The sequence below is a fragment of the Teredinibacter waterburyi genome (assembly GCF_001922985.1).
Taxonomy (GTDB): domain Bacteria; phylum Pseudomonadota; class Gammaproteobacteria; order Pseudomonadales; family Cellvibrionaceae; genus Teredinibacter; species Teredinibacter waterburyi.
In genome coordinates, this window is record NZ_MRUH01000165.1 from 50458 (window position 1) to 75368 (window position 24911).

General features: G+C 48.5%; 20 protein-coding genes. 5 read left to right on the top strand and 15 right to left on the bottom strand.

Features of this window, described 5'->3' with window-relative positions:
* Positions 1-150 precede the first annotated feature (150 nt).
* Positions 151-1890, top strand: a complete 1740-nt coding sequence (gene argS / locus IDZ20_RS12560; RefSeq protein ID WP_188151779.1) for an arginine--tRNA ligase — start codon at positions 151-153, stop codon at positions 1888-1890.
* Positions 1891-2033: 143 nt separating this feature from the next.
* On the opposite strand, the gene IDZ20_RS12565 is transcribed toward argS, so the two are convergent.
* The 11 genes from IDZ20_RS12565 to IDZ20_RS12615 form a co-directional block, all read right to left on the bottom strand.
* Positions 2034-2333: a hypothetical protein gene (locus IDZ20_RS12565; protein WP_188151780.1), complete on the bottom strand. Its 300-nt coding sequence runs from the start codon at positions 2331-2333 to the stop codon at positions 2034-2036.
* 315 nt (positions 2334-2648) lie between these two features.
* Entirely contained in the window at positions 2649-3062 is a 414-nt protein-coding gene (locus tag IDZ20_RS12570) for a hotdog fold thioesterase (RefSeq protein WP_188151781.1), read from the bottom strand.
* 47 nt (positions 3063-3109) lie between these two features.
* Positions 3110-4678, bottom strand: a complete 1569-nt coding sequence (locus IDZ20_RS12575; protein WP_188151782.1) for an AMP-binding protein — start codon at positions 4676-4678, stop codon at positions 3110-3112.
* Positions 4679-4745: 67 nt separating this feature from the next.
* Entirely contained in the window at positions 4746-5834 is a 1089-nt protein-coding gene (gene menC, locus IDZ20_RS12580; RefSeq protein ID WP_188151783.1) for an o-succinylbenzoate synthase, read from the bottom strand.
* A gap of 43 nt (positions 5835-5877) precedes the next feature.
* Positions 5878-6729, bottom strand: a complete 852-nt coding sequence (menB, locus tag IDZ20_RS12585) for a 1,4-dihydroxy-2-naphthoyl-CoA synthase (protein ID WP_188151784.1) — start codon at positions 6727-6729, stop codon at positions 5878-5880.
* An 81-nt stretch (positions 6730-6810) separates the two neighbouring features.
* Positions 6811-7683 (bottom strand): alpha/beta fold hydrolase, encoded by an 873-nt coding sequence (locus IDZ20_RS12590; protein WP_188151785.1) that lies wholly within the window; start codon positions 7681-7683, stop codon positions 6811-6813.
* Between the two features lie 24 nt (positions 7684-7707).
* A complete protein-coding gene (gene menD / locus IDZ20_RS12595; protein ID WP_188151786.1) occupies positions 7708-9465 on the bottom strand; it encodes a 2-succinyl-5-enolpyruvyl-6-hydroxy-3-cyclohexene-1-carboxylic-acid synthase in 1758 nt (585 codons plus the stop codon).
* Positions 9466-9527: 62 nt separating this feature from the next.
* Positions 9528-11006 (bottom strand): isochorismate synthase, encoded by a 1479-nt coding sequence (locus IDZ20_RS12600; protein ID WP_188151787.1) that lies wholly within the window; start codon positions 11004-11006, stop codon positions 9528-9530.
* A gap of 119 nt (positions 11007-11125) precedes the next feature.
* Positions 11126-11449: a YqcC family protein gene (locus IDZ20_RS12605; protein ID WP_281250574.1), complete on the bottom strand. Its 324-nt coding sequence runs from the start codon at positions 11447-11449 to the stop codon at positions 11126-11128.
* Positions 11446-13566: an ATP-dependent DNA helicase DinG gene (gene dinG, locus IDZ20_RS12610; protein WP_188151789.1), complete on the bottom strand. Its 2121-nt coding sequence runs from the start codon at positions 13564-13566 to the stop codon at positions 11446-11448. Before dinG ends, IDZ20_RS12605 begins: the two co-directional genes overlap by 4 nt.
* 6 nt (positions 13567-13572) lie before the next feature.
* Positions 13573-14724 carry a 1-acyl-sn-glycerol-3-phosphate acyltransferase gene (locus IDZ20_RS12615; protein ID WP_188151790.1) on the bottom strand — a complete coding sequence of 384 codons (1152 nt, stop codon included), beginning with the start codon at positions 14722-14724 and terminating at the stop codon, positions 13573-13575.
* 349 nt (positions 14725-15073) lie between these two features.
* On the opposite strand from IDZ20_RS12615, the gene IDZ20_RS12620 reads away from it, so the two are divergent.
* Positions 15074-16354 (top strand): response regulator, encoded by a 1281-nt coding sequence (locus IDZ20_RS12620; RefSeq protein ID WP_188151791.1) that lies wholly within the window; start codon positions 15074-15076, stop codon positions 16352-16354.
* Positions 16355-16402: 48 nt separating this feature from the next.
* On the opposite strand, the gene IDZ20_RS12625 is transcribed toward IDZ20_RS12620, so the two are convergent.
* Both IDZ20_RS12625 and sbcB read right to left on the bottom strand, forming a co-directional pair.
* Complete coding sequence (locus IDZ20_RS12625) at positions 16403-17419, bottom strand: aspartate carbamoyltransferase (RefSeq protein WP_188151792.1); 1017 nt, start codon at positions 17417-17419, stop codon at positions 16403-16405.
* Between the two features lie 206 nt (positions 17420-17625).
* The gene (gene sbcB / locus IDZ20_RS12630) at positions 17626-19077 is read right to left on the bottom strand and encodes an exodeoxyribonuclease I (RefSeq protein ID WP_188151793.1); all 1452 of its coding nucleotides are present in this window, start codon (positions 19075-19077) and stop codon (positions 17626-17628) included.
* 185 nt (positions 19078-19262) lie between these two features.
* On the opposite strand from sbcB, the gene can reads away from it, so the two are divergent.
* Positions 19263-19898 carry a carbonate dehydratase gene (gene can / locus IDZ20_RS12635; RefSeq protein WP_188151794.1) on the top strand — a complete coding sequence of 212 codons (636 nt, stop codon included), beginning with the start codon at positions 19263-19265 and terminating at the stop codon, positions 19896-19898.
* Between the two features lie 170 nt (positions 19899-20068).
* Here can and dcd read toward each other — a convergent pair whose 3' ends face one another.
* Both dcd and apbC read right to left on the bottom strand, forming a co-directional pair.
* Positions 20069-20638 carry a dCTP deaminase gene (dcd, locus tag IDZ20_RS12640; RefSeq protein ID WP_188151795.1) on the bottom strand — a complete coding sequence of 190 codons (570 nt, stop codon included), beginning with the start codon at positions 20636-20638 and terminating at the stop codon, positions 20069-20071.
* A gap of 149 nt (positions 20639-20787) precedes the next feature.
* Positions 20788-21876, bottom strand: a complete 1089-nt coding sequence (gene apbC / locus IDZ20_RS12645) for an iron-sulfur cluster carrier protein ApbC (protein ID WP_425443433.1) — start codon at positions 21874-21876, stop codon at positions 20788-20790.
* A gap of 321 nt (positions 21877-22197) precedes the next feature.
* On the opposite strand from apbC, the gene metG reads away from it, so the two are divergent.
* Together metG and rsxA are read left to right on the top strand one after the other, a co-directional pair.
* Positions 22198-24246, top strand: coding sequence for a methionine--tRNA ligase (gene metG / locus IDZ20_RS12650; RefSeq protein ID WP_188151797.1), 2049 nt, complete (start codon positions 22198-22200; stop codon positions 24244-24246).
* 88 nt (positions 24247-24334) lie between these two features.
* Positions 24335-24910 (top strand): electron transport complex subunit RsxA, encoded by a 576-nt coding sequence (gene rsxA / locus IDZ20_RS12655; protein ID WP_188151798.1) that lies wholly within the window; start codon positions 24335-24337, stop codon positions 24908-24910.
* Position 24911: the final 1 nt, after the last annotated feature.

Genomic DNA, 24911 nt, shown 5'->3' on the forward strand with positions numbered 1-24911 from the left:
TCGGTTAAGTGTAGCAGCGCAACGCCAAGCATATTGGGAAGCACTCGCGTTTGCGGAATCCTTTACTTGCATCTACCTCCTAGGCCGTTACAATCGCGCTTCGCTAATCTGTCGTCGCCTTGCGACACCAATTTCAAGACCTCTCTACTTATGAATATTCGTACATTTCTCGCCGATCGTGTTCGCAGCGCCATGTCTGATGTGGGTATCCCAAACGACTACAGCCCACACCTCGCCGCCAGTAAAAAGGCCGGTTTTGGCGACTATCAGGCCAACGGCGCTATGGCCGCGGCCAAGGCGATGAAAACCAACCCGCGAGAATTAGCGCAATCCATCGCCAATAGTTTGGACCTGTCTGGCGTCGCCTCAAAGGTGGAGATTGCTGGGCCAGGCTTTATCAATATTCATTTAGATAAGCAATGGCTATCCAATAAGCTGGCTACTAGCTGCGAATCACCTCAACTAGATGTCAGCCAAAAACCCCAGCAGCAAACCGTGGTGATCGACTACTCATCACCGAACCTCGCAAAAGAAATGCATGTCGGCCACCTGCGCTCCACCATTATTGGCGATGCCGTAGCACGCGTACTGGAATTTACCGGCGATAAGGTGATTCGTCAAAACCATGTGGGCGACTGGGGTACACAGTTCGGAATGCTGATTGCCGAGCTTGAAACGCAACTTACCCACGGCGAGCAGGCCGAGCTGGCATTAAAAGACCTAGAGGGGTTCTACCAAAAGGCAAAAGCGCATTTTGACGAAGATGCCGCGTTTGCCAATCGCGCCCGCGATTACGTGGTAAAACTGCAATCTGGCGACGCGAATGTGCTTAAGCTGTGGCAGCAATTTAAAAATGTATCGCTATTGCACAGTGAAGAGATCTATAAAAAGCTAAACGTTACCCTTACCGCCGAAAGCGTCTATGGCGAAAGTGCCTACAATGACGACTTAGCACCAGTTGTTGCAGACCTGCGCGAAAAGTCTTTGGTAGTAGAAGACGAAGGCGCTCAGGTTGCATTCTTGCAAGAACTAGCCGATAAGAATGGCGAACCCAGTCCCGTTATTGTGCAGAAGAAAGACGGCGGCTTTCTCTATGCCACCACAGACTTAGCGGCCCTGCGCTATCGTGCAAACAGCTTAAATGCCGATCGCGTTTTGTATTTTATTGATGCCCGTCAGTCATTACATATGCAGCAGGTATTCACCCTTGCCCGCAAAGCAGAATTTGTAAGCGAGTGGATGAGCCTTGAACATCACCCGTTCGGCACCATGATGGGAGCCGATGGCAAACCCTTTAAAACACGCAGTGGCGGCACAGTAAAACTTGCCGATTTATTAGAAGAAGCCGTTGAGCGAGCGGCCGTTGTGGTAAGCCAAAAGAACCCAGACTTAACTGCAGAAGAAATGACGGAAGTCGCTCGCAAAGTCGGTATCGGCGCCGTTAAATATGCAGATCTCTCAAAAACTCGTACCAACGACTACATCTTTAACTGGGATACCATGCTCAGCTTTGAGGGCAACACAGGCCCGTATTTACAGTACGCCTATACCCGTATTAAAAGTATCTTCCGCAAAGCCAACCTAGAAATGGACAGTTTTAACGCAGAGCTTTTGATCAAAATGGATCAAGAAAAAGCGCTGGCACTAAAAACATTGCAGTTTTCGGAGGTGATCGAACAGGTTGCAGAAGAAGCCTTCCCGCACATTCTCTGTACCTATCTTTACGATTTGGCGAGCTTGTTTATGACCTTCTACGAGGCATGCCCAATTCTAAAGCCCGACGTAGAACCCGATACCCGTGAAAGCCGTTTAATGCTGAGCAAAGCGACGGCTCTAACCCTACAAACAGGGTTAGATCTGCTTGGTATCGAAGTGATGGAGCGGATGTAAACTTTAGATCTAAGGCCTATGATCGCAGCGCAGCCTAGCTAATGTTCCTAGCAGGCTGGCCGCGTACAGGCCAACTAACCTCTTAGCCGTCATGCAGGTGAGAGTAACCCCACCCACCTAGACAAAACCTAGCCGTCAGCACCTTAACTCGAGCGAGCGCCACTGCCCGCAGCTGCTTTCTGCCTTGGTATATCAACCACGTTTTTCTTTGCTTTAGGTTTAAGATTTTTAACGACAAACCCAGCCCCCGCCATAGAGACCAAATGTGCATAAGCATCTGCCAGTGGTCGCGAATCTGTTAAGTCGACATACTCGTGTAGCATCTGCATAAACTCAGGATGGGAGAGGGTCAGCTTTATATCTAGCTCATCCTTAACAATGTGAATACATTCCTTTGCGTAGCGAATAGCTTTTGGATTGAGCATCCATGAACGATCTTGCATAAACTTTACCCCTAACTTCCATACAACGACTGCACTACAGGCCATTACCCCATAGCATTCACCTATAAGCCTAGCAACAAACCTGAATATAAATTAAGCGATTGGGAACTATGTGCGAACGCGCACATAATTCGCCGCTAAAAAATCAGCGTTGGATTTTTTAAAAACTTAGAGGTATTAAAAACTTAAAAAAAAGCGATTATGGATATCAATATGACACCGGCACGTCCGACCTAGATTCATATCCGGCGTGGATTCGCGCATATTAATCTATTGTATCGAGCCGTCGGAAAAGCAGGGATTCTAGTTTTTCAATTATTTCACCGCCACAGTAAGCCGCGACACACAAATCAATTGGTCTCGCTGATCGGTAATTTTGATGTCCCAAACTTGCATGGATTTTCCGATGTGCAAGGGCTCGGCTACTGCGGTGACCAGCCCCTCTTTTACCGAGCGCATATGGTTTGCGTTAACCTCTACGCCAAAACAGATCTGGCCCTCTTCACAAGCCAAATGCCCCGCCATACTACCGAGCGTTTCCGCCAGAACTACAGATGCGCCACCATGAAGAAAGCCCAAAGGCTGTTGAGTAAACGAAGCTACCGGCATGGTAGCGGTAATAGAATTATCGTCAATTGCGGTGACTTTTATTTGTAAATGACCGACCAAACAATTCGCAGCAAACTGATTGAGCTGGTCGGGGGTTGCTGATTTTTTCCAGAGGCTCACACCTTTCTCCTTTCGGTAATTTCGGCTTTAACTTCGGTTAAGGGTATTTAGCTAGCGTTCAGACCATAGATATTTTGTGCCTGTCCCGCTAACAACTTGCGCTGTGGTTTCAACTTACTAACTGTGGGCAAAATGGCATAGTGTCTCGGCACGAGGTAGCCCGGCAACCGATTTTTCAATTCTATAACTGTATCCTTAATATAATCATCATCGAGTTGCAACCCTGCAGACAACTCTAAAAAAGCGAATGGAACCCAACCAAAATCGGGGTGGGGTACCGGCACCACAACGGCTCGAATAATCGAATCTAACAGTTGCAGCTTCGCCTCGATTTCTTCTGGCTGAATATTCTTGCCACCACTGACAAACTGGTTATCTAAGCGCCCGATCACTTTAACTTCTCCGCCAATATTAACCGCACGATCGCGAGTGTGATACCAACCTTCCTCATCACGACCAGAGTTGAAAGTATGGTCGTGAATATAACCCAGCATTAGCGTTTCCCCCTGCACCAGCAATTCGCCATCGTCTGTCAAGGTAATACATGTATCGCCAATAATTTTCTGATGGTTTTTACTAGCAGGTATTACACTTTCGCTAGCTTTCGACAAGCCGCCGGTCAATTGACTACTAGAAACCTCGGAATGAGGACAAGAATCAGGATTGTCATAGATATAAAAAGGCACGCGCTGAGTCAAAAGCTGTGAAGCGGTTTCCGTCATTCCGTAAGTGAGATACAGCGGTATACCCCGATCGGACGCTAGGGTTATTAGAGGTTCTCCCACTGGTCCACCACCCAACAAAACAGCCTTTAGGTATAAAGCTTGATCGAGACAAGTTAGCAGGCGCTGCAATTGTGTAGCCACCATTGAGGTATGGGTAATTTTAAATTTACTTAATACTGTCGCACTCTCAACACGCCCCGCAATAACCAACGTAGACTGAGCCAGCAGCGAGCGTAAAACCTGCGCAAAACCACCAATATGATAAAGGGGCAAACTCAGCAAAGTACGATCATCAGCCTGCAGCGGAATAAACTCATTCGCCGCTGAGGCATTCGCCAACAAACTTTTATGGCTATGTAAAACCAACTTCGGGGAGCCGCTGGAGCCGGAGGTAAAAATACCCAAGCGCGCCTCGCCACAGGGGCGCCATAAATCGTCGCAGCTAACTTCGGTCAGAACTTTTATGTCTTGCTGAGTCTTTAATTGACTGTAATCATCCGGCAGACTCTGACTCCAATACTCAATAAATTCGACACCAACACGGTAGTCAACGGCAAAAGTTCTTTGCAACTCTATGACTCTATTTTCAGGAAGGTGAGCGTCAATCGGAATAGCCGCACAACCAATACGCATTACCGCAAACAGCGCAGCAATACTTTGCCAAGTATTGCTTACCGAAACAAACACCGGAACCACTTCCTTCGATAGTAGCAACGCTGGCGTTAGCTGACGACGTAAAACTTTAACGAAGCTATTCACCTTAGCTTCAAAGTCACGAAAAGTCAGGCATTCACAATCGGTCTCAATAAAAATTCGATCACCTACAAACCCTTCATACGCTTGTGCTTGATCGAAGAAAAAACCATCTAAAGGCATATCGCCATTATTCATTACCACCGTTCCATTATTAAAAATTCACGCTGTTAACCTTTAACCTTCAATTCGCAACCAACAACAATCAAAGTTCCGCGACTTTTCGAAGTAGTGCCGTTGGAATAGAGTACTGAGCCTGTGTCTGAAAATATTTTTGCGTATCCAACCCGTGGTAATCCTGCGGGCCAAGCTGTTCAGCTAAACTCGATAACAATCCAAGACCAACAGAGGTTTCAAAACTACTGCTAACAATCGAACGGTAGCCGTGTAACATTGCCCAATTCGATAAAGCATACACCGACTCTAAGCCCAATAGCGTAGGCTTTAGAATTAACGCCGCCAAACCTGCCTGCGGTATCAAGCTATCGGCATTGGTAACGACATAAGGTTGATACAAACTTTCATCTAAGGCGTAGCCAATATCGCTAACACTTGTCCAACGCCGGTATTCACTCGGGTCGCTTAGCGGCTCTTCAAGCCATTCGATACGTGAAGCATCCACTTGTTCAGAGAGAATTTCGACCTGCGGTAACGACCAACTTCGGTTAGCGTCCAAACGTAGCTTTCCGCTAAAGTTAGGGTTTTGTAGTAGCGCATTAATTCGTTCTATATCTCTGCACAACGGTCCAATACCGACTTTGAGTTTTATACGCTCCGCAGGAATCGATATAGTAGCTAAATTTTTAGTGACGGCATCGCTCTCAGTTAACAACCAGCAGCGTCGGCAATATTGGTTCGAATCATGTAATTCACAACTGTATGGGGAAACTCTATTTAGCCTTACGCTTTCGATCAGGATTCTAACAGCGCCAAGCCCAAAGCCGACCGAAGGATAGAGTTTAGTCGACGTTTTTTTAATCGCTGCCATTAATGTACTGAGCTTACGCGGTGTGTTTGGCTCGCAAAAAATAGACTTAAAAAAGTGGTCTAACTGTTGCTGACATTCGCTTAACGTTTCACGACTAAACCCTGGTAATGGCGCAACCTCTGTCCAACCGACTATAACTCGATTATCCTCGCCACCACCAGTTTGCAAATGCCATTTCAGCAGCAGAACTGAGCGCACTGGCAGCTCTGCTAATGCCAAAATTAATGGGCGACTAAAAGGTAGTTCGAGATGAAACAGCTCCAACTTCTGAATAATGGTTATTTCATCAAATCGGTAATCGCCCATAAACTATGCTCTGGCCAAGGCTGAATTATGATTACATCAAACTCTATGGCTGCCGCTTAAACTTGGAAAAATCTGGCGAGCGTTTTTGCAAGTAGGCGTTGCGACCTTCCTGCCCTTCTTCCGTCATATAAAATAACATGGTGGCATTACCAGCCAACTCCTGAATCCCGGCCTGACCATCAAAGCCAGCGTTAAATGCCGACTTTAAAACACGTAAAGCAATCGGCGATTGTTTTAACATCTCTTGCGACCAAGCAACAGTTTCTCGCTCCAATTCCACAAGCGGTACAACACGATTAACTAAACCCATATCCAACGCCTCAGCGGCATCGTACTGGCGACAAAGAAACCAAATTTCTTTTGCTTTTTTAGGGCCGATTAAGCTCGCCATATAACTAGCGCCAAAGCCGCCATCAAACGATCCAACCTTCGGGCCGGTTTGACCAAAGCGCGCGTTATCGGCAGCAATCGTAATATCGCAAACTAGATGCAACACATGGCCGCCACCGATAGCATAGCCCGCAACCATTGCCACCACGGGCTTAGGAAGCGAACGAATTTCTTTTTGTAAATCGAGAACATTTAGGTGATGGGTTCCAGTACTGTCTTCGTAGCCAGAATTACCGCGAACACGCTGGTCACCGCCAGAACAAAAGGCCAAATCACCTTGGCCGGTAAAAACCACCACACCAATAGATTCGTCAAACCGCGCGTCAGACAAGGCTGCACGCATTTCCATAACCGTTTGCGGGCGAAACGCATTGCGCACTTCGGGGCGGTTAATGGTTATCTTCGCCACACCTTCCGCTTTATGATAGAGAATATCGGTAAATTCGAGATCGACCGACTGCCAATCAAGCGCCGGTATTATTGAGCTGTGTGCAGAATCTGTCATGATAGGTTTTACTCATTCAAATCAAAAAAGGTATTTATAATAGAGCCAAAGTCTTAACTATATTTTTATTTCAGCTAGCCATTATTTTTTAAAGAAATCGATCGACTCTAAAATCGACTCCGCCATCCACTGCGGGTTCTGGAAATGTATATTATGCCCTGCATCTAGTGCCAACAAATGGCATAGCCGTGCAGAAGATTTTTTTGTCCGTTCGACAAGCCTAGTCGCAATGGCGGTAAATTTAGCATCTAGCGCTCCCGATGTGTAGCTAACTGGCAGTCGGCCACTGACAATAAAATCGCTATAGTCCGCCTGCTGCGACAAACCAAAAGCGTACAATTGTGCGCTCAAGGCTAGCCTACCTGTATCGCCATAATGCGCTATTTTCATACTAATAAGTTGGCCTTTTTCGCCTTCGCTTAGGCTGCTAAATACCGCCTGCTGATACCAATCGGCCAACACTCTTGCCAAGGGTTCTGTTGCAAATCGCTGCGCCCAACGGTTGTCAGCTTGTCGCCGAATAGATTTTTGTTCTTCATCAGCTAAACCCGGATGCGCGCTCTCTAGAATCAAACCGCGTATTTGGCTCGGCCTTTGCTCATAAATTATTTTCGCCAAAGCCAGAGCAAGCCGCCCGCCCATAGAATAACCCAATAGATAAAAATGTTTCGGGAGCCTTGGTTGGATTTCTTGATACCAGTCGCGAATACGTCTTTCGAAAGCCCGATTTCCCAAAGTTAAAGTGTCTGTAGCATTAACCTCTGTAGTATTAGCCTTAGTAACCTCCAATCTTTTCGTCGGCGAGGCGGTAATGGATTCAGCTAAATCGCTACTGTTTGGCAAACCCAGATTGATCCACTCAAAACGCGGGCTTAGCAATCTAGCAATATGAATAAAATCTTCGTCGCTAGCCATAAAACCGGGGATAGCGACTAGTACTTCCCGCTCCTTCATGGCGACACCTTTATACAGAACACATCATACCGCCAACTTAAGTTCAGCAAGCAATGCTTTCAGCTGTGTTGTCCCCGTTCCTTGCGGGATTACACACTCTAAAATTGCCGCGCCGGGCTGAGCCATAATGTTCGGCAAAATTCTATTAAGCTGCTTGATTGAATCCGCGCGCTGATAAGCGATGCCAAACAGCCTTGCCGCGTCATTAAACTCGCGACCGTGAGGCATTAAAAAAAGTGTCTCAAAAGATTCTTCTTCGCTAGCGGGCAACAGACTAAAAATACCGCCACCGTCATTATTTAGAACAATAATTTTTAACGGAGCAGGCGACTTTGCAATCAACGCTAGACTATTAATATCATGAAGGAATGACGTATCTCCCACAAAGGCGACACAGCAATCATAGTCGCCGTAGCCAATAGCGGCAGCGCTCGCTAGCAAACCATCAATACCGCTAGCACCGCGGTTGCTAAATACGCTAATACGCGTGTCCACATTTGTGGGGGCGGAGAAACTATCCAGCATTCGAATAGCTAAACTATTACCGGCAAAAACCGCATTCCGGCCCACCAATTCGGTGGCCACGCGATAACATATCGACGCTTCATGCCAGCTAAGCTGTAACTGTATTTTAATCCATTGCTGCATTTCGCGGTTATTCGCCAACAGCGCGTTAACTTGATCATAAGAACAAGCAACGTCCCTTGTATCGATGCGATCTACCCAACGAGAATAATCAAGCGTATAACGATTAGCGCGGCCGGTTGGATCTAGATTTTGGTGAGCTTCCAAAACAATACAATAATCGCTACAAATTTCTGCCAGCCACTGACTTAATCGTTTACTAACCAGACGCCCGCCGAATTGCAATATAAGGTCAGGATGGAATGTTTCTCGATTAATACCCTTGGCCAGCAGCAAATCGGCGTAGTGGAGAATATTCGGCAAACCTTCAAAACGAAACTGGCTAGTTACATCGGCGATAACTAAGCCGCTTAATTCTGCGAGCCAAGGATACAGCTGTCTGTATTGCGCTGGCGTCAATCCACCGAGTACTACCAGACAGTTACTCGAATCGCGAAGTTTTTGCTGAAGCTCCGCTATACTCTTGTCGCTATCACCATCGGTATAACGATCACCATTTCTATAACTATCACTCGGAAATTTAGCCATCCCAATTAAATCGGGCGTTTGAGAAAATTCATTCAGTTCTGCCGCCGCAAAATCACACGGCGGCATTTCAGAGGGATAAAGTGGTTCGTCAAACTGGCAATTGATTTGCGCTGGGCCAATAGCGTCAACTTCAGAAAACAACTTCGCCATGGCATCTAGCTGTTTTGTTAAGCCGGCCGATGTGTCGGGTAAGGTGAAATTTAGATTCAACCGAACGTAATGGTTAAAGAGATTCTTTTGCGCAATGGCTTGATTGGCACCGCAGTTAAGCAAGCGATCTGGTCGATCGGCAGAGACAACTAGCAGCGGCACTCGTGTTTCATAGGCTTCAATAACGGCAGGATACAAATTGGCCACAGCCGTGCCGGAGGTTGTAACAACCACCACCGCTGCAGCGTTAACTTTAGCGAGGTTTAGAGCAAAAAAACCCAGCCCGCGCTCGTCAAAATGGGTGTGAATATATAAGTCGGAATGCTGTTTTTTTAGCCTGAACAGCGCCAAGCTAAGTGCGGCACTGCGACTACCCGGAGCGACGCAAAAATGGCGAACTCCCAAGCGATAGAATTGTGAAACAAGTGTAAATGACCAGAGGGAGTTGTTTATAAACAAAATAAAATCCGTGTAGCCTATTTGGTCTGGTATGTTTGATCTCGTAAGCAAACGCTCATCGGCTAGCTAAGTTGTGGTTCAGCAACTTCAAGCGCACTTAACATTGCGGTCAATTTTACTTCTAATTCCTGCCACTCCATAAGCGGCTCAGAGCCTTTCACAATTCCCACACCAGAATAAAGCCACAACTCTTTACCGCGACACAAACCAGAACGAATCGCTACCGCTAGCTCCGTGCGCTCCTCGCTAATCAAGCCAACTGTACCACTGTACCAGCCACGCTGGAAATGTTCAGTTTGCGCAATAAATCTCTGGGCTTGTAACCGCGGGTAACCACACACGGCAGGCGTAGGATGAAGATTTTTATAGACCTCAGCGTCGCCAATACTCGGCATTAATACCGCAGAAATAGCTTGAAAACGATGCTGTACGGAGCCGAGTTTTACAATATCTGGCTTTGCCCTAGTTGAAACATGCATCGCCAAGGGAGCAATACTTTTTCCAATAGCTTGAGCCACCAGCCGATGCTCTAAGATCAGCTTAGGATCGAACATTAAGGCTTGCGCTAAATTATTGTCCTGATCATTACTAAGGTTACTCGCACCAACGCCGCTGTTACACGCACGACCAACAGTACCTGCAAGAGCTTCTGTAGTTAGCCTCTGACCAATTTTCTGGTACAAACGTTCAGGCGAACAACCAAAGAAAATACTCTCGCCCTGCTCAAGGGCAAACACATATCCCTTTTGCGAGCTACCAGGATTGTTTACAGAATTATGGCTGCGATCAATTGCCTCAACGCTATTGGCAAGTGTAAAACGTCGTAATAACTGAAACACGTCTACATCGCGCTGCATTTCAAGCTTAACTTCGCGCGCAAGGACGACCTTATCTAATTCACCAACATCAATTTTTCCGATCACCTGATTTACGGTGTCCGCCCAATCCTGATAGCTCAAACTATTGTTACGCTCAACAACACTGTTAGTACCCTGATCGCGAGGATTCTCAACACGTAAGGCGCGACGCAACAGGCCTAAAAGCAGTAATTGAGATTGCCATGTAGCATAATTGTGAGCGTATAGGTTGAGCGACAACTGACAGCTATCGTGACGCTGACTCAGCTCCAATAGCGGCAACACATAGCGTGCAGCAGGAAAATCCTGCCAATGCCCATTACCTGATTGGCCGGTAAACGCGCTTCCACCAACCCAAACAGCATCGGTACCGGCGACAATCGCTTGCGCGCGGGCAAAAATATCGAGACTTGCTTCTGGGGTTGATGCACTGAGACTAACGGCGGTGCCGATTCCAGCGATGCTATGGACGTAATTACGATGGGAAAAATAACAGCGATCGACCGACATTGCGTCAAGTTTAGACAACATCAACAGACTATCCTGCGGCTCAATCTCTATAGTAACCCGCACCAGCTTGTCGGCCTTATAGCTTTGGGCCGCTAAGCGTTGCAGCAAAAACTGAAAGCCGTCGCTAAAGGCATAGGGCTTAAATGCAGAGAAGAGGTTATTCTGTTTGCGCATAGTTGTGGTCGTTCTCGATAGACGAACAAAGCTTAGCACTACCCGAGCGATAGAAAATGACCTCGGTCAAAAGCTGAGTAACTTGTATGAAAAATCAGCCACTAAGTGCTTGAGCGGGCTTAATTCTCCAGCAACCGCTGTTCAAAACGCGCTAACAGCATAATTAAACTCTCGCCATTCACCGCCCGTGCGCGAAAGAATTCTTCCGCCATAGGGACTATGTCGCACTTTTCCGGAGGCCGAACCCCAGCCTGCAGCATCTCTCGGAATCGCTCGAGAAAAACAAACTGTAGCCATTGATTGAAACTCAAAGTATCCACACAAAATGGAAGGCTGCTCTTAAGTGCCGAGTCCTCTGGACGCTGATCTTGCCAGAGCTGCAGCTGCCGCAATTGGAACTCGATCTCCATTAGCAACGCCTCCAACTCGACGGATCGGCTCAACGTATACCCCCACCAAAAGGCGGCAAGGAATTGAGTAACGCTCGACCATAGCGGCGGCTGAGAAGGCGGCGATCTAAGATAGAAACCTTGCCGCGGTCCGACTCCGTGCGCAATAAACGGCCACAGGCCTGTACCAAGCGCACCGCGGCATCGGGCACGGTAATTTCCATAAAGGCATTGCCGCCCTTCGCTTCGATCCATTCGGCTAAGGATGCTTCGACCGGATCATCCGGCACCGAAAAAGGGATTTTGGCAATAATGACGTGGCTGCAATAGTCGCCGGGTAAATCGACCCCTTCGGCAAAGCTTGCCAGACCAAATATTACACTGCCCTCGTCCTCGTCAATGCGTCGCTTGTGCTTCGCGACCAATTGCTGCTTACTTTCGCTGCCCTGCATTAAGATGGATTTACGCACCTCGCGCGGCAGACCTTCATACACTTCCTGCATTTGCTTGCGTGACGAAAACAATGCCAAGGTTCCGGCCTTAAGGTCGATAATATCCGGCAAATGGGTAATTAAGTTTTCGGTGTGTTCGACACCCGCGTTCGCATCAATAGTCCAGTCTGGGATATCGAGCGTTGCGTTTTCGGCAAAGTGAAATGGGCTTGGCACCACCGCATAGTTGGAGTCTTCGTAGGTACCTGCGCGATAACGAAATCGATCAAAACTGCTTAGCGCGGTGAGCGTAGCGGAGGTAACGACCGCACCGCAGCACTCCGACCACAAATCCTGCTGTAAAGCACGGGAAGCGAGTATTGGGCTACAAACAATTTCGAAATCGGTAACGTCGTTAAATTCCAACAGGGTAATCCAACGCGCATAGGGGAATTTTTCGTTGATCTCGGTATTGGCGTAGTTTGCCCAGAGTTCAACATTGGCTTCGGCGCGACTTAACCATGCGCCTAAAACTGGGTAGAGGTTTTCTAAATCAACTCGCGGCACGACTGGATAGTCATCTTCCAGCAAGGTACTCATTTCGCGATTCAATTTTTGCAGCAGCAAAACCAAATCGCCAAACACATCCTGCAATTGCGCCGCTAAGGTTTCTAATGCTTCCGGTGCAACGCCCTGCTCAAACCGCAAACGTGCCGTTTTGCCATTGCGCTCAACCCCGGCAATTAAACTTTGCAGCAATGGCAAATGTTCTTCCATTACTGAGCGCACGGCTTTTAATGATTGCTCCATTGGCAATGACAATTGCACGAAATAGGAAGCGTCCGACACCGGTTCAAGTAAACTCGGCCACTGCCCTTCGCCCTGCCCTAGCCAACGAATTGTGCTGCGATACCGAGTTTGATTGGCGAAGTGGTTTAGTGCTTTTTCTGGGAGATGGTGACCTTCGTCGAATATATAAATGGTGTCTTTCGGATGCGGTAAAATCGCGCCGCCACCGAGGGCGAGGTCAGCCAATACCAAGTCGTGGTTGGCAACAATGCAGTCGGCATCGTCGAGTTCTTCGCGAGCTTTAAAAAAACTACAACTGCGCACGAAACTGCACTTTCTTCCGGTGCACTGACGATGGTCTGTAGTCACTCGCTGCCAGCTAGACGGTTCAATTTCATCGTGCCAGTTATCGCGATCCCCATCCCATTTATTTTGTGCGAGGCGCTGAGTCATTTCACCGTAAAGCTGAATATCCTTCGCACTTAGTGCTAACACCTCTTCATCGAACACGGGAATAAGCTGGGTATCGTCGTCCTGTGCCAATAAACGATCAAGCTTGGCTAAACACAGGTAGCGGCCGCGCCCCTTGGCAATACGAAATTGTGCTTTTAATTCCGCGTAGCGCAACAAGTCTGGTAAGTCTTTTAAAACCACCTGCTCTTGTAAAGCCACGGTCGCCGTCGCCAACACTACTTTTTTATTCATCGCTCTAGCGATTGGCAAGGTCGCCAGTAGATAGGCAACCGTTTTACCAGTACCCGTGCCAGCTTCAATCACACAGATATGACCATCGCTCGTACGTCGCTCCTCATCATCCAGCTGAATATTGCCAAGCGTTTTGGCTATTTCGGCGATCATGAGTTTTTGCCCGTAGCGCGGCTTTAATTCTTTTGCGGCTAAGAACTTACGATAAGCCTGCTGGATTTCATCCTTGGTTTTAGTGTCTAACACAGGCGTTTATAGTTCTCCGAGTCGGCGATACACTGGGTTGGCATAACTGCGTAACAGTGTTTCCTTCCACTTGTCGTTACACAGTGCGATATGTTCTTTGAACTGACTTAATGACGCAGACCTGTCCCGACTGCTAAACAGCTGATTGTCTGCACCTATGTGTACATCCGGTACTCGCCCTTCCAGCATCTCAAAGGCAAAACAGTTGCTAGGATGGAGCACGTAATTAGCTTGAATTTGCAGATCTAGGGCCGCGGCAACTTCATCTGGCGAATCAAACTCTTGGTCTAATACTTCGCCCACAGCGACATGTACAGCGCCTTTAAAACCGCTGATACCACGCTCAATACTGCGCACATCTTCATGCTCTTCCTTAACGTAACTGCCCTCGGTCGCCTTTTCATAAAGCTCGCGCGCCTTTGCTTGGTCGCAAGGGTCGAGTTCGTAGGAGATACTCACAGGAACAATTCTCGCCTCGCGAATATAATCGGCAAGCGAGCGGGTTTTGTCGCGGCTCAGGGCAATCATATTAACAATTGCGGGATTGGTGGTGTCGATGCCATCTTTGGCGCGGCCTTCACGTTGGGCTATCCAAACATTTTCATGGTCATTTACCACCGAGTGATGAATATACTTCGATAATGTTTTTGCGGCTTTTAATCGCTCCCGCGGCGCCGCAATTGCACGCTTCACAATAAAACTTTTATTGAGACGCATAATATGAGACGCATAGGGTTTGGTTAGTAGATTATCGCCAATGGCGATTCGCAAAGTCGAAAACCCATGCTGATACAAACCCCAGTTGACCAGTGCTGGATCCATCGCGATGTCGCGGTGGTTGCTGATAAATAAATAGGACTGTGACGGATCTAAGTGCTCAAATCCCGAATAGGTGAGACTGGTGGTGGTGCGATTGAGAGCATCAACCAAATATTTTTCGAGCGACAGCTGAAATTCGTGCACGCTATTAATAGGCGCAATTTCTTTCTTCAGGCGCCTGCGCACTAGGGGCCTCAACAGGCCACCCGCAAGTTTACCTAAGGTTGGTGCCTTCACTTTTATAAGCGTGTCCAAAAACTCCGTATCCGCTAGTAAACGTTCCAGAATTGGGCGTACTTCTTCATCATTGTACGGACGGATATCGTCAAACTCCGACATAAAACCCTAAGCTCCTCTTTATGTACTGATCTACTTATATGCTTAATACGAACCATTGGCACGCCGCCTTTTGTAACTAGCAGTAACTAGCGCTTTTTTCGCGTCGTGCTTCACTGATTCAATCGCCCTTTCCGGGGGATACTGGCCACGCTATTACAGAGAGCCTTATAAATCTCGGCTGCAGTGAGACCGAAGCTGATAAAACCGAGCATTATACCGGTTTAGGGGCTCGAGCATAACGATGGATATGATGATTATCAGCTGTGCTAGACTTTAGCTAATCATAACAAGCACTAAACCAGTGCAATAATAAAACGACATCACTTCAACTCGAGCTTACCCAGCCTATATGAAAATACTGCTTGTCGAAGACAGTCCGACCTTGCGTTACGCCACCAGCGCCCTTATTCGCGCCGCAGGCCACGAACCCGTGATTGCAGAAAGCGGCGAACAAGCCTTGCAAGTCGTTGATAAAATGCCTGTAGATATGATCATAATGGACGTGGAAATGCCGGGCCTCGACGGTTTTGAAACTACCCGTTTGATTCGAGAATGGCTGGGAGAGCACTGGATTCCGATAATTTTCGTTACCGGTTTGAGCGAAGACGAAAACCTACGTGAGGGCATAGAGGCAGGCGGCGACGACTACTTAATCAAACCGGTAAGCCAAGTTATTCTCAACGCGAAAATTCGAGCCATGGAACGCATTTTGGCGATGCGCGACCAAATGAATAAGCTCAATCACGAACTTACCCTATTAAGCCAGCGCGATAGCCTCACAAAACTCTATAACCGCCGCACCTTCGATGAAAAAGCGGAAGAAGCCTGGCGAATCGCCACACGCAACAAAGCTCCAATCACACTGATCTTGTTAGATATTGATCACTTCAAGCAATACAACGACGAATACGGCCACAGTGCCGGCGACACCGTAATTCGCCATATCGCAACGGCTCTGAAACGTTGCCTACACCGGCCCAGCGATGTGGTAGCGCGCTACGGCGGAGAGGAGTTCATTGCGATATTGCCAGGCACACCAAAAGAAGGCGCTCACTTTGTGGCCGAACGCATACGCAAAACAATCGAGGCGCTAAATATTAAACATCGAGGCTCGTTAACCAGCGAGAAGGTTACCGCGAGCGTAGGTGTTTCGGTTACCAACTACACCACCGGCACCACCCTATTCGACCAAATAAACAAGGCCGACGAAGCGCTCTACAAAGCCAAAGAGAATGGCCGTAATACGGTTCAACTTATTAACAGCGAACCGGCAACTAAGATACTTGTAGTGGACGACGACACCGCAACCCTAAACCTAATCAGTAAAACCTTGATTGGACACAGCCAAATAGCAACTGCACAAACGGGCGAAAAATGTATCTCATTAGCCGGCGACCTGCAGCCCGATGTCATCCTGCTAGACCTTTACCTTCCCGGCGTTAATGGTTTTGAACTATGCCAATCATTGCGCACCAACCCCGCCACCGCAACGATTCCGATTATTGTCATGTCCGAATCAAAAAAAGATGAACTGCTGGATTTTGCCAAGCGCGTAAAAGCCAACGGCTGTCTGCAAAAGCCGCTAAACCTAGATCGCCTGCTTGCGAAAATAACCCCATTCCTGCACTAGTTAGAGGGCTAAAGGGCTAATGGCAGCACAGCCAAAGACTTCACTTGACTACACAAAGGTACGATTGTGACACCAGTTAACGGGTCGCGAGCAAGCGTCAACCTGATCGACAACATCCAAAACAAGTGCAAACAAGGCCATCCTCACCAACACCCCGTTATCAGCTTGGCGAAAAATTGCCAGATTTGGGTTTTGGTTTAGATCGTTATCCAGCTCATTAGCCTCGGCACGAGAATCCCGCGGGAGCGGATGCATGATGACGGTATTGGGCTGACAAAACTCGGTGTAAATCGCTTGATTTAAACGGAAACGCCCACGATACAAATCGGCCTCTTCTTTCGAAGCAAAACGCTCTTCCTGAATGCGAGTAGAGTAGACGATATCTACCTGCGTAATACTCTGGGTAAGCTCGTTTGAGACGCTTACCTTGTGACCTGCCGCGCGCAGGCTTTCTATATACTTCTCCGGCATAGCCAACTCTGTCGGCGACACCAAAACCACTTCAACATTACTGAACAACGCTAGTAATTTGCACAGGGAGTGAACGGTACGGCCATGTTTTAAGTCGCCGATCATTGCGATGCGCAGATGGTCCATGGAACCACCTTTTTCTTTCACTTCTTTTTGAATCGTGTAGAGGTCGAGCAATGCCTGGCTTGGGTGTTCGTTGGCACCGTCACCGCCATTGACCACCGGCACTCGACTCGCCGACGCAAATTCCGCAACCGAACCCGACTCTGGGTGACGCATACAGATGACATCGCTATAACCCGATAGCACCCGCGCTGTGTCGTAAAGCGATTCGCCCTTGGCGATGGCGGTACTCTTAAAGCCGGTGGTTTCACGAACCTCCCCGCCCAGTAGATTAAATGCACACCCGAAACTGACCCGAGTTCGGGTGCTGGGTTCGAAAAACATATTACCGAGAATAGCCCCCTCCAACACGCGTGTGACACGCTGGCGAAGCGCGTAGGGCTCCATGCTATCGGCTACCTGAAAGATTCGCTCAATATCAGCGCGGACAAATTGTTCAACAGAGAGAATATGGGAGCCGGCAAAAATCACAACAGAAGACCTCGATAGCAGAAGAGATTAGGGGATTCAGAATGGCCGCTATTCTACTGCCGCGAGCGCAAACACCCAAGGGGAATTATCTTCCGTTTATCCACCAAAACCACAGAACCTCGTAACGGGTAAATAACGCCGATAGCGAATAGAGCAGTATGCGAGGAAACCTAAATTCCCCCCTTTTCGTTACCCAGTCACGTCAATTAACGCAGATAAGAGGAGATGGCGGCCATCTTAGACTCGCCATAATCCGCCAAAGCATCGAGCAGGCGCAGTTTTTCCGTATTCTCAATCGCATCCGCACTGTAGCTATTTCGAAGTGCAGAAAGTTCCTGCTGATACTCATCGTAGGACAAACAGCCCTCGCCACCATCACGCAACCTAACGGCTACAAACTCTTGCCATTGCTTGCACTCGACCGAGCTCAAGGCGCCGGGAAAATTGCGCGCCTTGTAACGCAATGTCATTGCATTCAAACGAGTATCATCAAACACAAAATTCGTTTCGGCCAGCGCCGCCGGACTGGCCTCGCGAAGCTGGGCAGCTACCAATTTGTCACGATCAGAAATAAAGCCGTCGTATAATTTTTGCTCAGGGTCGAGTCGTTCGGCGAATTCGCTACTGCTATATAGCTGGTGCAGCTTCGCGGTTAAGTCGGCATTTGCCAACTGCTGCCAGTGCTGCTCGCACAGCGCTTTGTCAATATTTAACCGCTTTGCCGCCTTGTCATCCAAGAGTTTGGTAGTCGCCAATACGGGGCATTTATTGAGGTGTACCAACTTCAGCGGAATTCGCGCTTGCCCTTCTGGTAGATCGGAATTGGCTACAAACACCCGCGCCTTTATGGCCTCGGCATCCAATTGCAGTAACGGTGTAGGGTCAACAGAAAGGTCGTACACCACCACAGCATTTTTGTTGGTAGGATGCATCGTCAGAGGTACAACTAAAGCCGCGCAACCGTGATCTGCCGAAAAGCGCGAGGAAATATGCAGCAGCGGCTTACGATGTTTTAAGTCGATCATCGCGGCCACTTTTTGTTTGCTGCGATTAGATTCCACGTACTTATAGAGCTCTGGCTGCTTGGTTTTTATCAACTTGGCCAAGGCAATGGTCGCCGCCACATCAGAATAGGCATCGTGTGCCGCGGCGTGACTAATGCCATTCGCCTGCGTCAAATTTTCTAATTTAAAGCTAGGCTTGCCCTCAACCATTGGCCATTCGATACCGCTTGGTCTAAGCGCATAGGTGAGTCGCACCATATCAATAATGTCCCAACGGCCATTGCCGTTGCGCCACTCGCGCTCATAGGGGTCAAAGAAATTTCGGTATAGGGTGTAACGAGTGACTTCATCATCAAAACGAATTGAGTTATAACCCACTCCACTGGTTTGCGGCACTGCGAGTTCAGCGTGAATTCGAGCAATAAACTCTGCCTCTATCAAGCCTTCTGCCAAGGCTTTTTGCGGCGAAATCCCCGTAACCATACAGGCCATGGGCTGTGGCCAAATATCTTCTGGTGGCCGGCAATAGATCATCAAGGGCTCACCAAGAATATTGAGCTCTTCATCGGTTCGAACACCAGCAAACTGGCTCGGGCGATCGACAGATGGGGTGGCCCCCCAGGTTTCGTAATCGTGCCAATAAAATGTTTTCATGTTGCCGCCCTCTCCCTAAGTCCAACAGCGATAGCACGCTGACCTGCCCCCAACTGTTTCGATTTTGTTCAATTTGTAGGTTGGGTACGCACTAAAGTACGCATTTGCAACAATGCCTGCTATTTTATCTTTTGCCGCCAATTCGCATTGGGTATACTCGCCGGCAACGATTATTTGGAGGCACTATGAACGAATTAGACACGCTTTTCCAGAATAACGAGCAGTGGGCCAACGCTATTAAAGCTGAGGATCCTGCGTTTTTTGAAAAGCTAGCGAAACAACAAAACCCCGAATATTTGTGGATCGGCTGTGCCGATAGCCGCGTCCCTGCCAACGAAATTGTTGGTCTATTACCAGGCGAACTTTTTGTTCATCGCAATATCGCCAACTGTGTTGTCCACACAGATCTCAACTGCCTTTCGGTAATCTATTACGCCGTACAGGTTCTCAAAATCAAACACATTATTGTTTGCGGTCACTATGGCTGTGGCGGCGTAAATGCGGCTTTGAACAATTTTCAGCTGGGCCTCGCGGACCACTGGATTCGCAACATTCGCGATGTGTATTATACCAATCGTACCGAAGTTGACGGCGTGCTGGACTCTAAAGCTAAAGTGGATTTACTTTGCGAACTTAACGTTAAGCAACAGGTATCTAACGTTTGCCATATTCCCGTTGTGCAAAATGCCTGGGCCGCAGGACAACCGCTGGCCGTGCACGGCTGGATTTACGGCATTGGAGATGGGCGCTTAAAAAGCATCGTTGACAGTATCGATAGCCTAGATCAGATCCCAGAACAATATCGCGTCGCCGGTCTATAGTTCGCGCTACGGCTGCCACAAAGTAGTTGCTGCGAACCCTACTGTTCCGACGCTAACAAACACTCGACAACAAAACGCCTGCAGCTGAAGACCACATGGGAATTCCGCTGCAGGCGTTACGAGCACGCTAAATGGCTTTGCGCTATTTAGCGTTTTCTAGGTTAGGTGCCCTAGGTTTTTGGTAGGGTAACGCCAAGTTGCCCTTGATACTTACCGCCGCGATCCTTGTAGGAGGTATCGCACTCTTCGTCGCTTTCAAAAAACAACATCTGCGCAACGCCTTCGTTAGCATAAATTTTTGCCGGTAACGGCGTGGTGTTGGAGAACTCGAGAGTTACGTGCCCCTCCCACTCAGGCTCCAATGGCGTGACATTCACAATAATTCCACAGCGCGCATAGGTAGACTTACCTAGGCACACGGTTAACGTGGAACGTGGAATCCGGAAATACTCAACGGTGCGTGCCAACACGAATGAATTGGGCGGAATGATGCAGACATCACTCTTGATATCTACAAAGCTATCATCGGAAAAATTCTTTGGGTCGACGATAGCCGAGTGCACATTGGTAAAGATTTTAAACTCGTCGGCACAGCGCACATCGTAGCCGTAACTCGAAGTCCCGTAAGAAATTAGCCGCGATTTGTCTTCTCCGTAGCGCACTTGGCCCGGCTCGAAGGGTTCAATCATGCCTTGCTCGGCAGCCATGCGGCGAATCCATTTATCGGACTTAATACTCATCGAAAGGTTCTCACTGGTCAGAGGTTAAAATTTTTAAAGTGGGCAATATAATGATGTTCGCGATAATAGAGGTGTGAGCCAAGCGCTGCAAGGGGCGAGCCTCGGCGAACGCCAAGCATCCATCTATTCTCTTTATATTTACCGAAAACTTAGTCGTTACTGAACACGATCTCAGGCCCTGCATCGCCTTGCACAGCCTGCTGCCACAACAGCAGTGCCACCTTATGCGCAATGTTTCGATATTCAAGGCTTATGGCTGAATCAGGATCGGCAGCCACGGGCGGCTTACCGGCATCCGTTAAGGCGCGAATATCCATCGCTAGCGGCAGTTTACCCAATACCGGCACCTGATACTCGGCCGCCAAACGTGCTCCACCCTCATCGCCAAAAATAGCTTCGGTATGACCGCAGTTGCTACAGGTATGAGTAGACATATTTTCCACCACACCCATCACTGGGATGTCCACCTTGCGGAACATCTCTATACCCTTCTTCGCATCCAGCAAGGCGATATCTTGAGGTGTGGTTACAATCACTGAACCCGAAACCGGTACTGCCTGAGACAAAGTAAGCTGAATATCGCCAGTACCGGGCGGCATATCGATAACCAAGTAATCGAGATTGTCCCAATTAGTATTATTCAACAGCTGCTGCAAAGCGCCGCTAACCATCGGCCCACGCCATACCATCGGCGTGCTATCGGTAACCATGTTACCCATTGAGATCAACTGCAAGCCCAAGGCTGACACTGGAAGAATGCGCCCGCCACCCGCCAACTCGGGTCGCTGGCCACCAACACCGAGCATTTGCGGCTGGCTAGGGCCATAAATATCTGCGTCCAGCACACCGACACGCGCACCGGCATGTACGAGTGCCAAGGCAATATTAGCCGCGGTTGTAGATTTGCCAACGCCACCTTTACCAGATGCCACCGCAATAATGTTCTTCACACCGCTGATGGCATTCATTTTTTGTGACTGCAACGACTTAGCTGCAAGCACCTCACACTGCCAATGCAGTTCACATGTGGTTCCGCGCGCTTGCAAGAACTCGGTTATCGCCGCTTCCAGTGCGGTTTTAGTCGAGTCAAAATGCACGCCTAAACGAATATCGATTCGATAGCCTTGGGCTGCGAGCTTAACCTCGGCAATTTCGCCCAGAACCATACCATCAACACCGGGAACCGGCAGAGCCAATAGATCATTAATTAGACTGTCACTCATAACCAACCTCTGAATAAGTGCGTAAACCCTTAAATAAGCGGGTGAACCCCACGCGAACGTAAGTTTAGATGCGCGCGAAAGTACCACCGCAGCCATTTTGGATCAATGCCGTTACTCGCCACGTCTTAAACCCAACCTCTAACCCGAGCTAGAACAGCATCGCCAAGACGCTGATTTACCAGCTAAAATCTGCCAAAACACGAGATCAAACGGCGATTTAATGGTATAGTTCCGCGCCCAAAAATCATGTCAAAGCCAGCATTTAAAGGAGCCACGGCCCCGATACAGAATCGCTTCGCCTGACAACACATCTGCAATACGGTAAATACGACGACAATGACCGAACAACGCAAAATACTCGTGACTAGCGCTCTGCCATACGCCAATGGCTCCATCCACCTCGGCCACATGGTGGAAACCATCCAAACCGATATCTGGGTGCGCTATCAGAAAATGTGCGGCCACAATTGTATTTACGTATGTGCAGACGACGCCCACGGCACCGCAATTATGTTGCGCGCCGAACAAATGGGAATCTCCGCCGAACAACAAATTGCCAAGGTAAGTGCAGAGCATCAAGCCGATTTCAACGATTTTATGATCGACTTTGACAACTACCACTCAACCCATTCGCCCGAGAATCACGAATTATCCAGCTTGATTTACCAGCGACTAAAGGCCAATGGCCATATTGCGGTGCGCTCGGTAACCCAAGCCTTCGACCCAGAAAAGCAATTATTTCTCGCCGATCGTTATGTAAAAGGTACTTGCCCCAAGTGTAAAGCCGCCGATCAATATGGCGATAACTGCGAAGCCTGTGGTGCGACCTACTCGCCGATGGAGTTAATCAATCCAGTATCGGCACACTCTGGCGCAACCCCTGTCGCCAAAGATTCCGACCACTTCTTTTTTACTCTGCCCGCGTTTACCGACTTTTTAAAAGAGTGGACTCGCGCCGGCCACCTGCAGGATGAAGTCGCCAACAAATTATCAGAGTGGTTAGACAGCGGCCTGCAGGAGTGGGACATCTCGCGCGATGCACCCTACTTTGGTTTCGAAATCCCTGGTGAACCCGGCAAATATTTTTACGTTTGGCTGGACGCACCTATCGGCTATATGGCGAGCTTTAAAAACCTGTGCGACCGTACCGACGGGTTGGAATTCGACGACTACTGGAGCAAAAAATCCAGCGCCGAGCTGTACCACTTTATCGGCAAAGATATTATTAATTTTCACGCGCTGTTTTGGCCAGCCATGCTCAACGATGCCGACTTTAGAACACCAACCAAAGTTTGCGTGCACGGGTTCTTAACCGTCGACGGCAAAAAAATGTCTAAATCGCGCGGCACGTTTATTAATGCTCGAACTTATCTAGAACATTTAGACCCTGAGTATTTACGCTACTACTACGCAACCAAACTGACCAACAGCGTCGATGATCTTGACCTTAACTTGGAAGACTTTGTCACCAAGGTAAATTCTGATCTAGTTGGTAAAGTTGTCAACATCGCCAGCCGCACCGCCAAGTTTGTCGCCAACAGCGGTGGTGAACTTTCCAGCACTGTCGCCAACCCAGAGCTGTGGCAATTGTTCACAGAAAAAAATGCCGTCATCGCCGAACATTACGAAAACCGTGAGTTCAGCAAAGCCATGCGTGAAATCATGGGCCTAGCTGATGCTGCAAATGAATATATTGCTGAACAAGCGCCGTGGAAACTCGCCAAAGAAGAAGGTAAAGAGCAGCTAGTGCTCGACGTGTGCACAATGGGCGTTAATTGCTTTATGGCGCTGATGACCTATTTAAAGCCCGTATTGCCCGCAACCGCAGCGCGCGCAGAAGCCTTTCTTAACCTCACCTTAGATTGGAACACGCCGCGTAGCTTTTTGGGCAAGCATTCCCTCAATGCTTTTAAACCGCTGTTAACCCGTGTTGAAGGCAAACAGGTAGACGCCATGATTGAAGCCAGCAAAGATGAGATGCCAACTACAACAAGCGCCGCCGTAGAAGCTACAAAAGAAGCGAGTTCGGATAGCTGGTTGAGCAAAGAGCCGATTGCCGCAGAGATTAATTTCGACGACTTCGCCAAGGTCGATTTACGTATTGCACTTATCGCCAACGCCGAACATGTGGAAGGCGCAAACAAACTGCTACGCCTCACACTTGATCTCGGTGGCGAAACCCGCAATGTATTTGCCGGGATTAAAAGCGCTTATGCGCCGGAAGACCTAATCGGAAAGCTAACGGTGATGGTGGCAAACTTGCAGCCCCGCAAAATGAAATTTGGTATGTCCGAGGGCATGGTACTAGCCGCAGGCCCCGGCAAAAATGAACTCTATATTTTAGAACCCGGTGCCGGCGCGCAGCCAGGCATGCGCGTTATGTAATTAGGTTGGGTGTCATTTTCAACAACACCTAAAACAGCGTAAATTTTAACGACCACATTTAACAATCACAGCAAAGGCAGAAGCCAATATGACCGAATTTGCGGTTATTTTATTGAGTACAGTATTGGTGAACAATTTTGTTCTGGTCCAATTTTTGGGCCTCTGCCCATTTATGGGTGTATCGAACAAATTGGAAACCGCCATAGGTATGGGCACTGCCACCACCTTTGTGCTTACCCTCGCCTCGGTGTGCAGCTACATGGTGCACAGCTGGGTACTAGAACCGTTAAGCCTCACCTATTTAAAGACCATCTCTTTTATTTTGGTAATTGCCGCAGTCGTGCAGTTTGCAAAAATGTTTATCGAAAAAACCAGCCCGCTGTTGTATCGCGTGTTAGGTGTTTTTCTACCCTTGATTACCACTAACTGCGCCGTGTTGGGTGTTGCCCTGCAAAATACCAACAAGGCGCACACTCTGCTGCAATCCACCTTCTATGGATTTGGTGCCGCCGTAGGGTTTTCGTTGGTACTTATTTTATTTTCCGCAATGCGCGAACGTCTAGCCGTCGCCGATGTGCCAGCGCCTTTTAAAGGTGCCGCAATCGGTATGATCACGGCGGGTTTGATGTCACTTGCCTTTATGGGCTTTGCTGGTCTCGTATAAC

What these genes read in the sequence shown, in the direction of transcription:
- IDZ20_RS12575 (WP_188151782.1), bottom strand. Translation starts at nt 4,678, where the DNA reads ATGAATAATGGCGATATGCCTTTAGATGGTTTTTTCTTCGATCAAGCA.
- rsxA (WP_188151798.1), top strand. Translation starts at nt 24,335, where the DNA reads ATGACCGAATTTGCGGTTATTTTATTGAGTACAGTATTGGTGAACAAT.
- IDZ20_RS12565 (WP_188151780.1), bottom strand. Translation starts at nt 2,333, where the DNA reads ATGCAAGATCGTTCATGGATGCTCAATCCAAAAGCTATTCGCTACGCA.
- IDZ20_RS12590 (WP_188151785.1), bottom strand. Translation starts at nt 7,683, where the DNA reads ATGAAGGAGCGGGAAGTACTAGTCGCTATCCCCGGTTTTATGGCTAGC.
- IDZ20_RS12620 (WP_188151791.1), top strand. Translation starts at nt 15,074, where the DNA reads ATGAAAATACTGCTTGTCGAAGACAGTCCGACCTTGCGTTACGCCACC.
- dcd (WP_188151795.1), bottom strand. Translation starts at nt 20,638, where the DNA reads ATGAGTATTAAGTCCGATAAATGGATTCGCCGCATGGCTGCCGAGCAA.
- sbcB (WP_188151793.1), bottom strand. Translation starts at nt 19,077, where the DNA reads ATGAAAACATTTTATTGGCACGATTACGAAACCTGGGGGGCCACCCCA.
- metG (WP_188151797.1), top strand. Translation starts at nt 22,198, where the DNA reads ATGACCGAACAACGCAAAATACTCGTGACTAGCGCTCTGCCATACGCC.
- menC (WP_188151783.1), bottom strand. Translation starts at nt 5,834, where the DNA reads ATGGGCGATTACCGATTTGATGAAATAACCATTATTCAGAAGTTGGAG.
- can (WP_188151794.1), top strand. Translation starts at nt 19,263, where the DNA reads ATGAACGAATTAGACACGCTTTTCCAGAATAACGAGCAGTGGGCCAAC.
- menB (WP_188151784.1), bottom strand. Translation starts at nt 6,729, where the DNA reads ATGACAGATTCTGCACACAGCTCAATAATACCGGCGCTTGATTGGCAG.
- argS (WP_188151779.1), top strand. Translation starts at nt 151, where the DNA reads ATGAATATTCGTACATTTCTCGCCGATCGTGTTCGCAGCGCCATGTCT.
- IDZ20_RS12615 (WP_188151790.1), bottom strand. Translation starts at nt 14,724, where the DNA reads ATGTCGGAGTTTGACGATATCCGTCCGTACAATGATGAAGAAGTACGC.
- IDZ20_RS12600 (WP_188151787.1), bottom strand. Translation starts at nt 11,006, where the DNA reads ATGCGCAAACAGAATAACCTCTTCTCTGCATTTAAGCCCTATGCCTTT.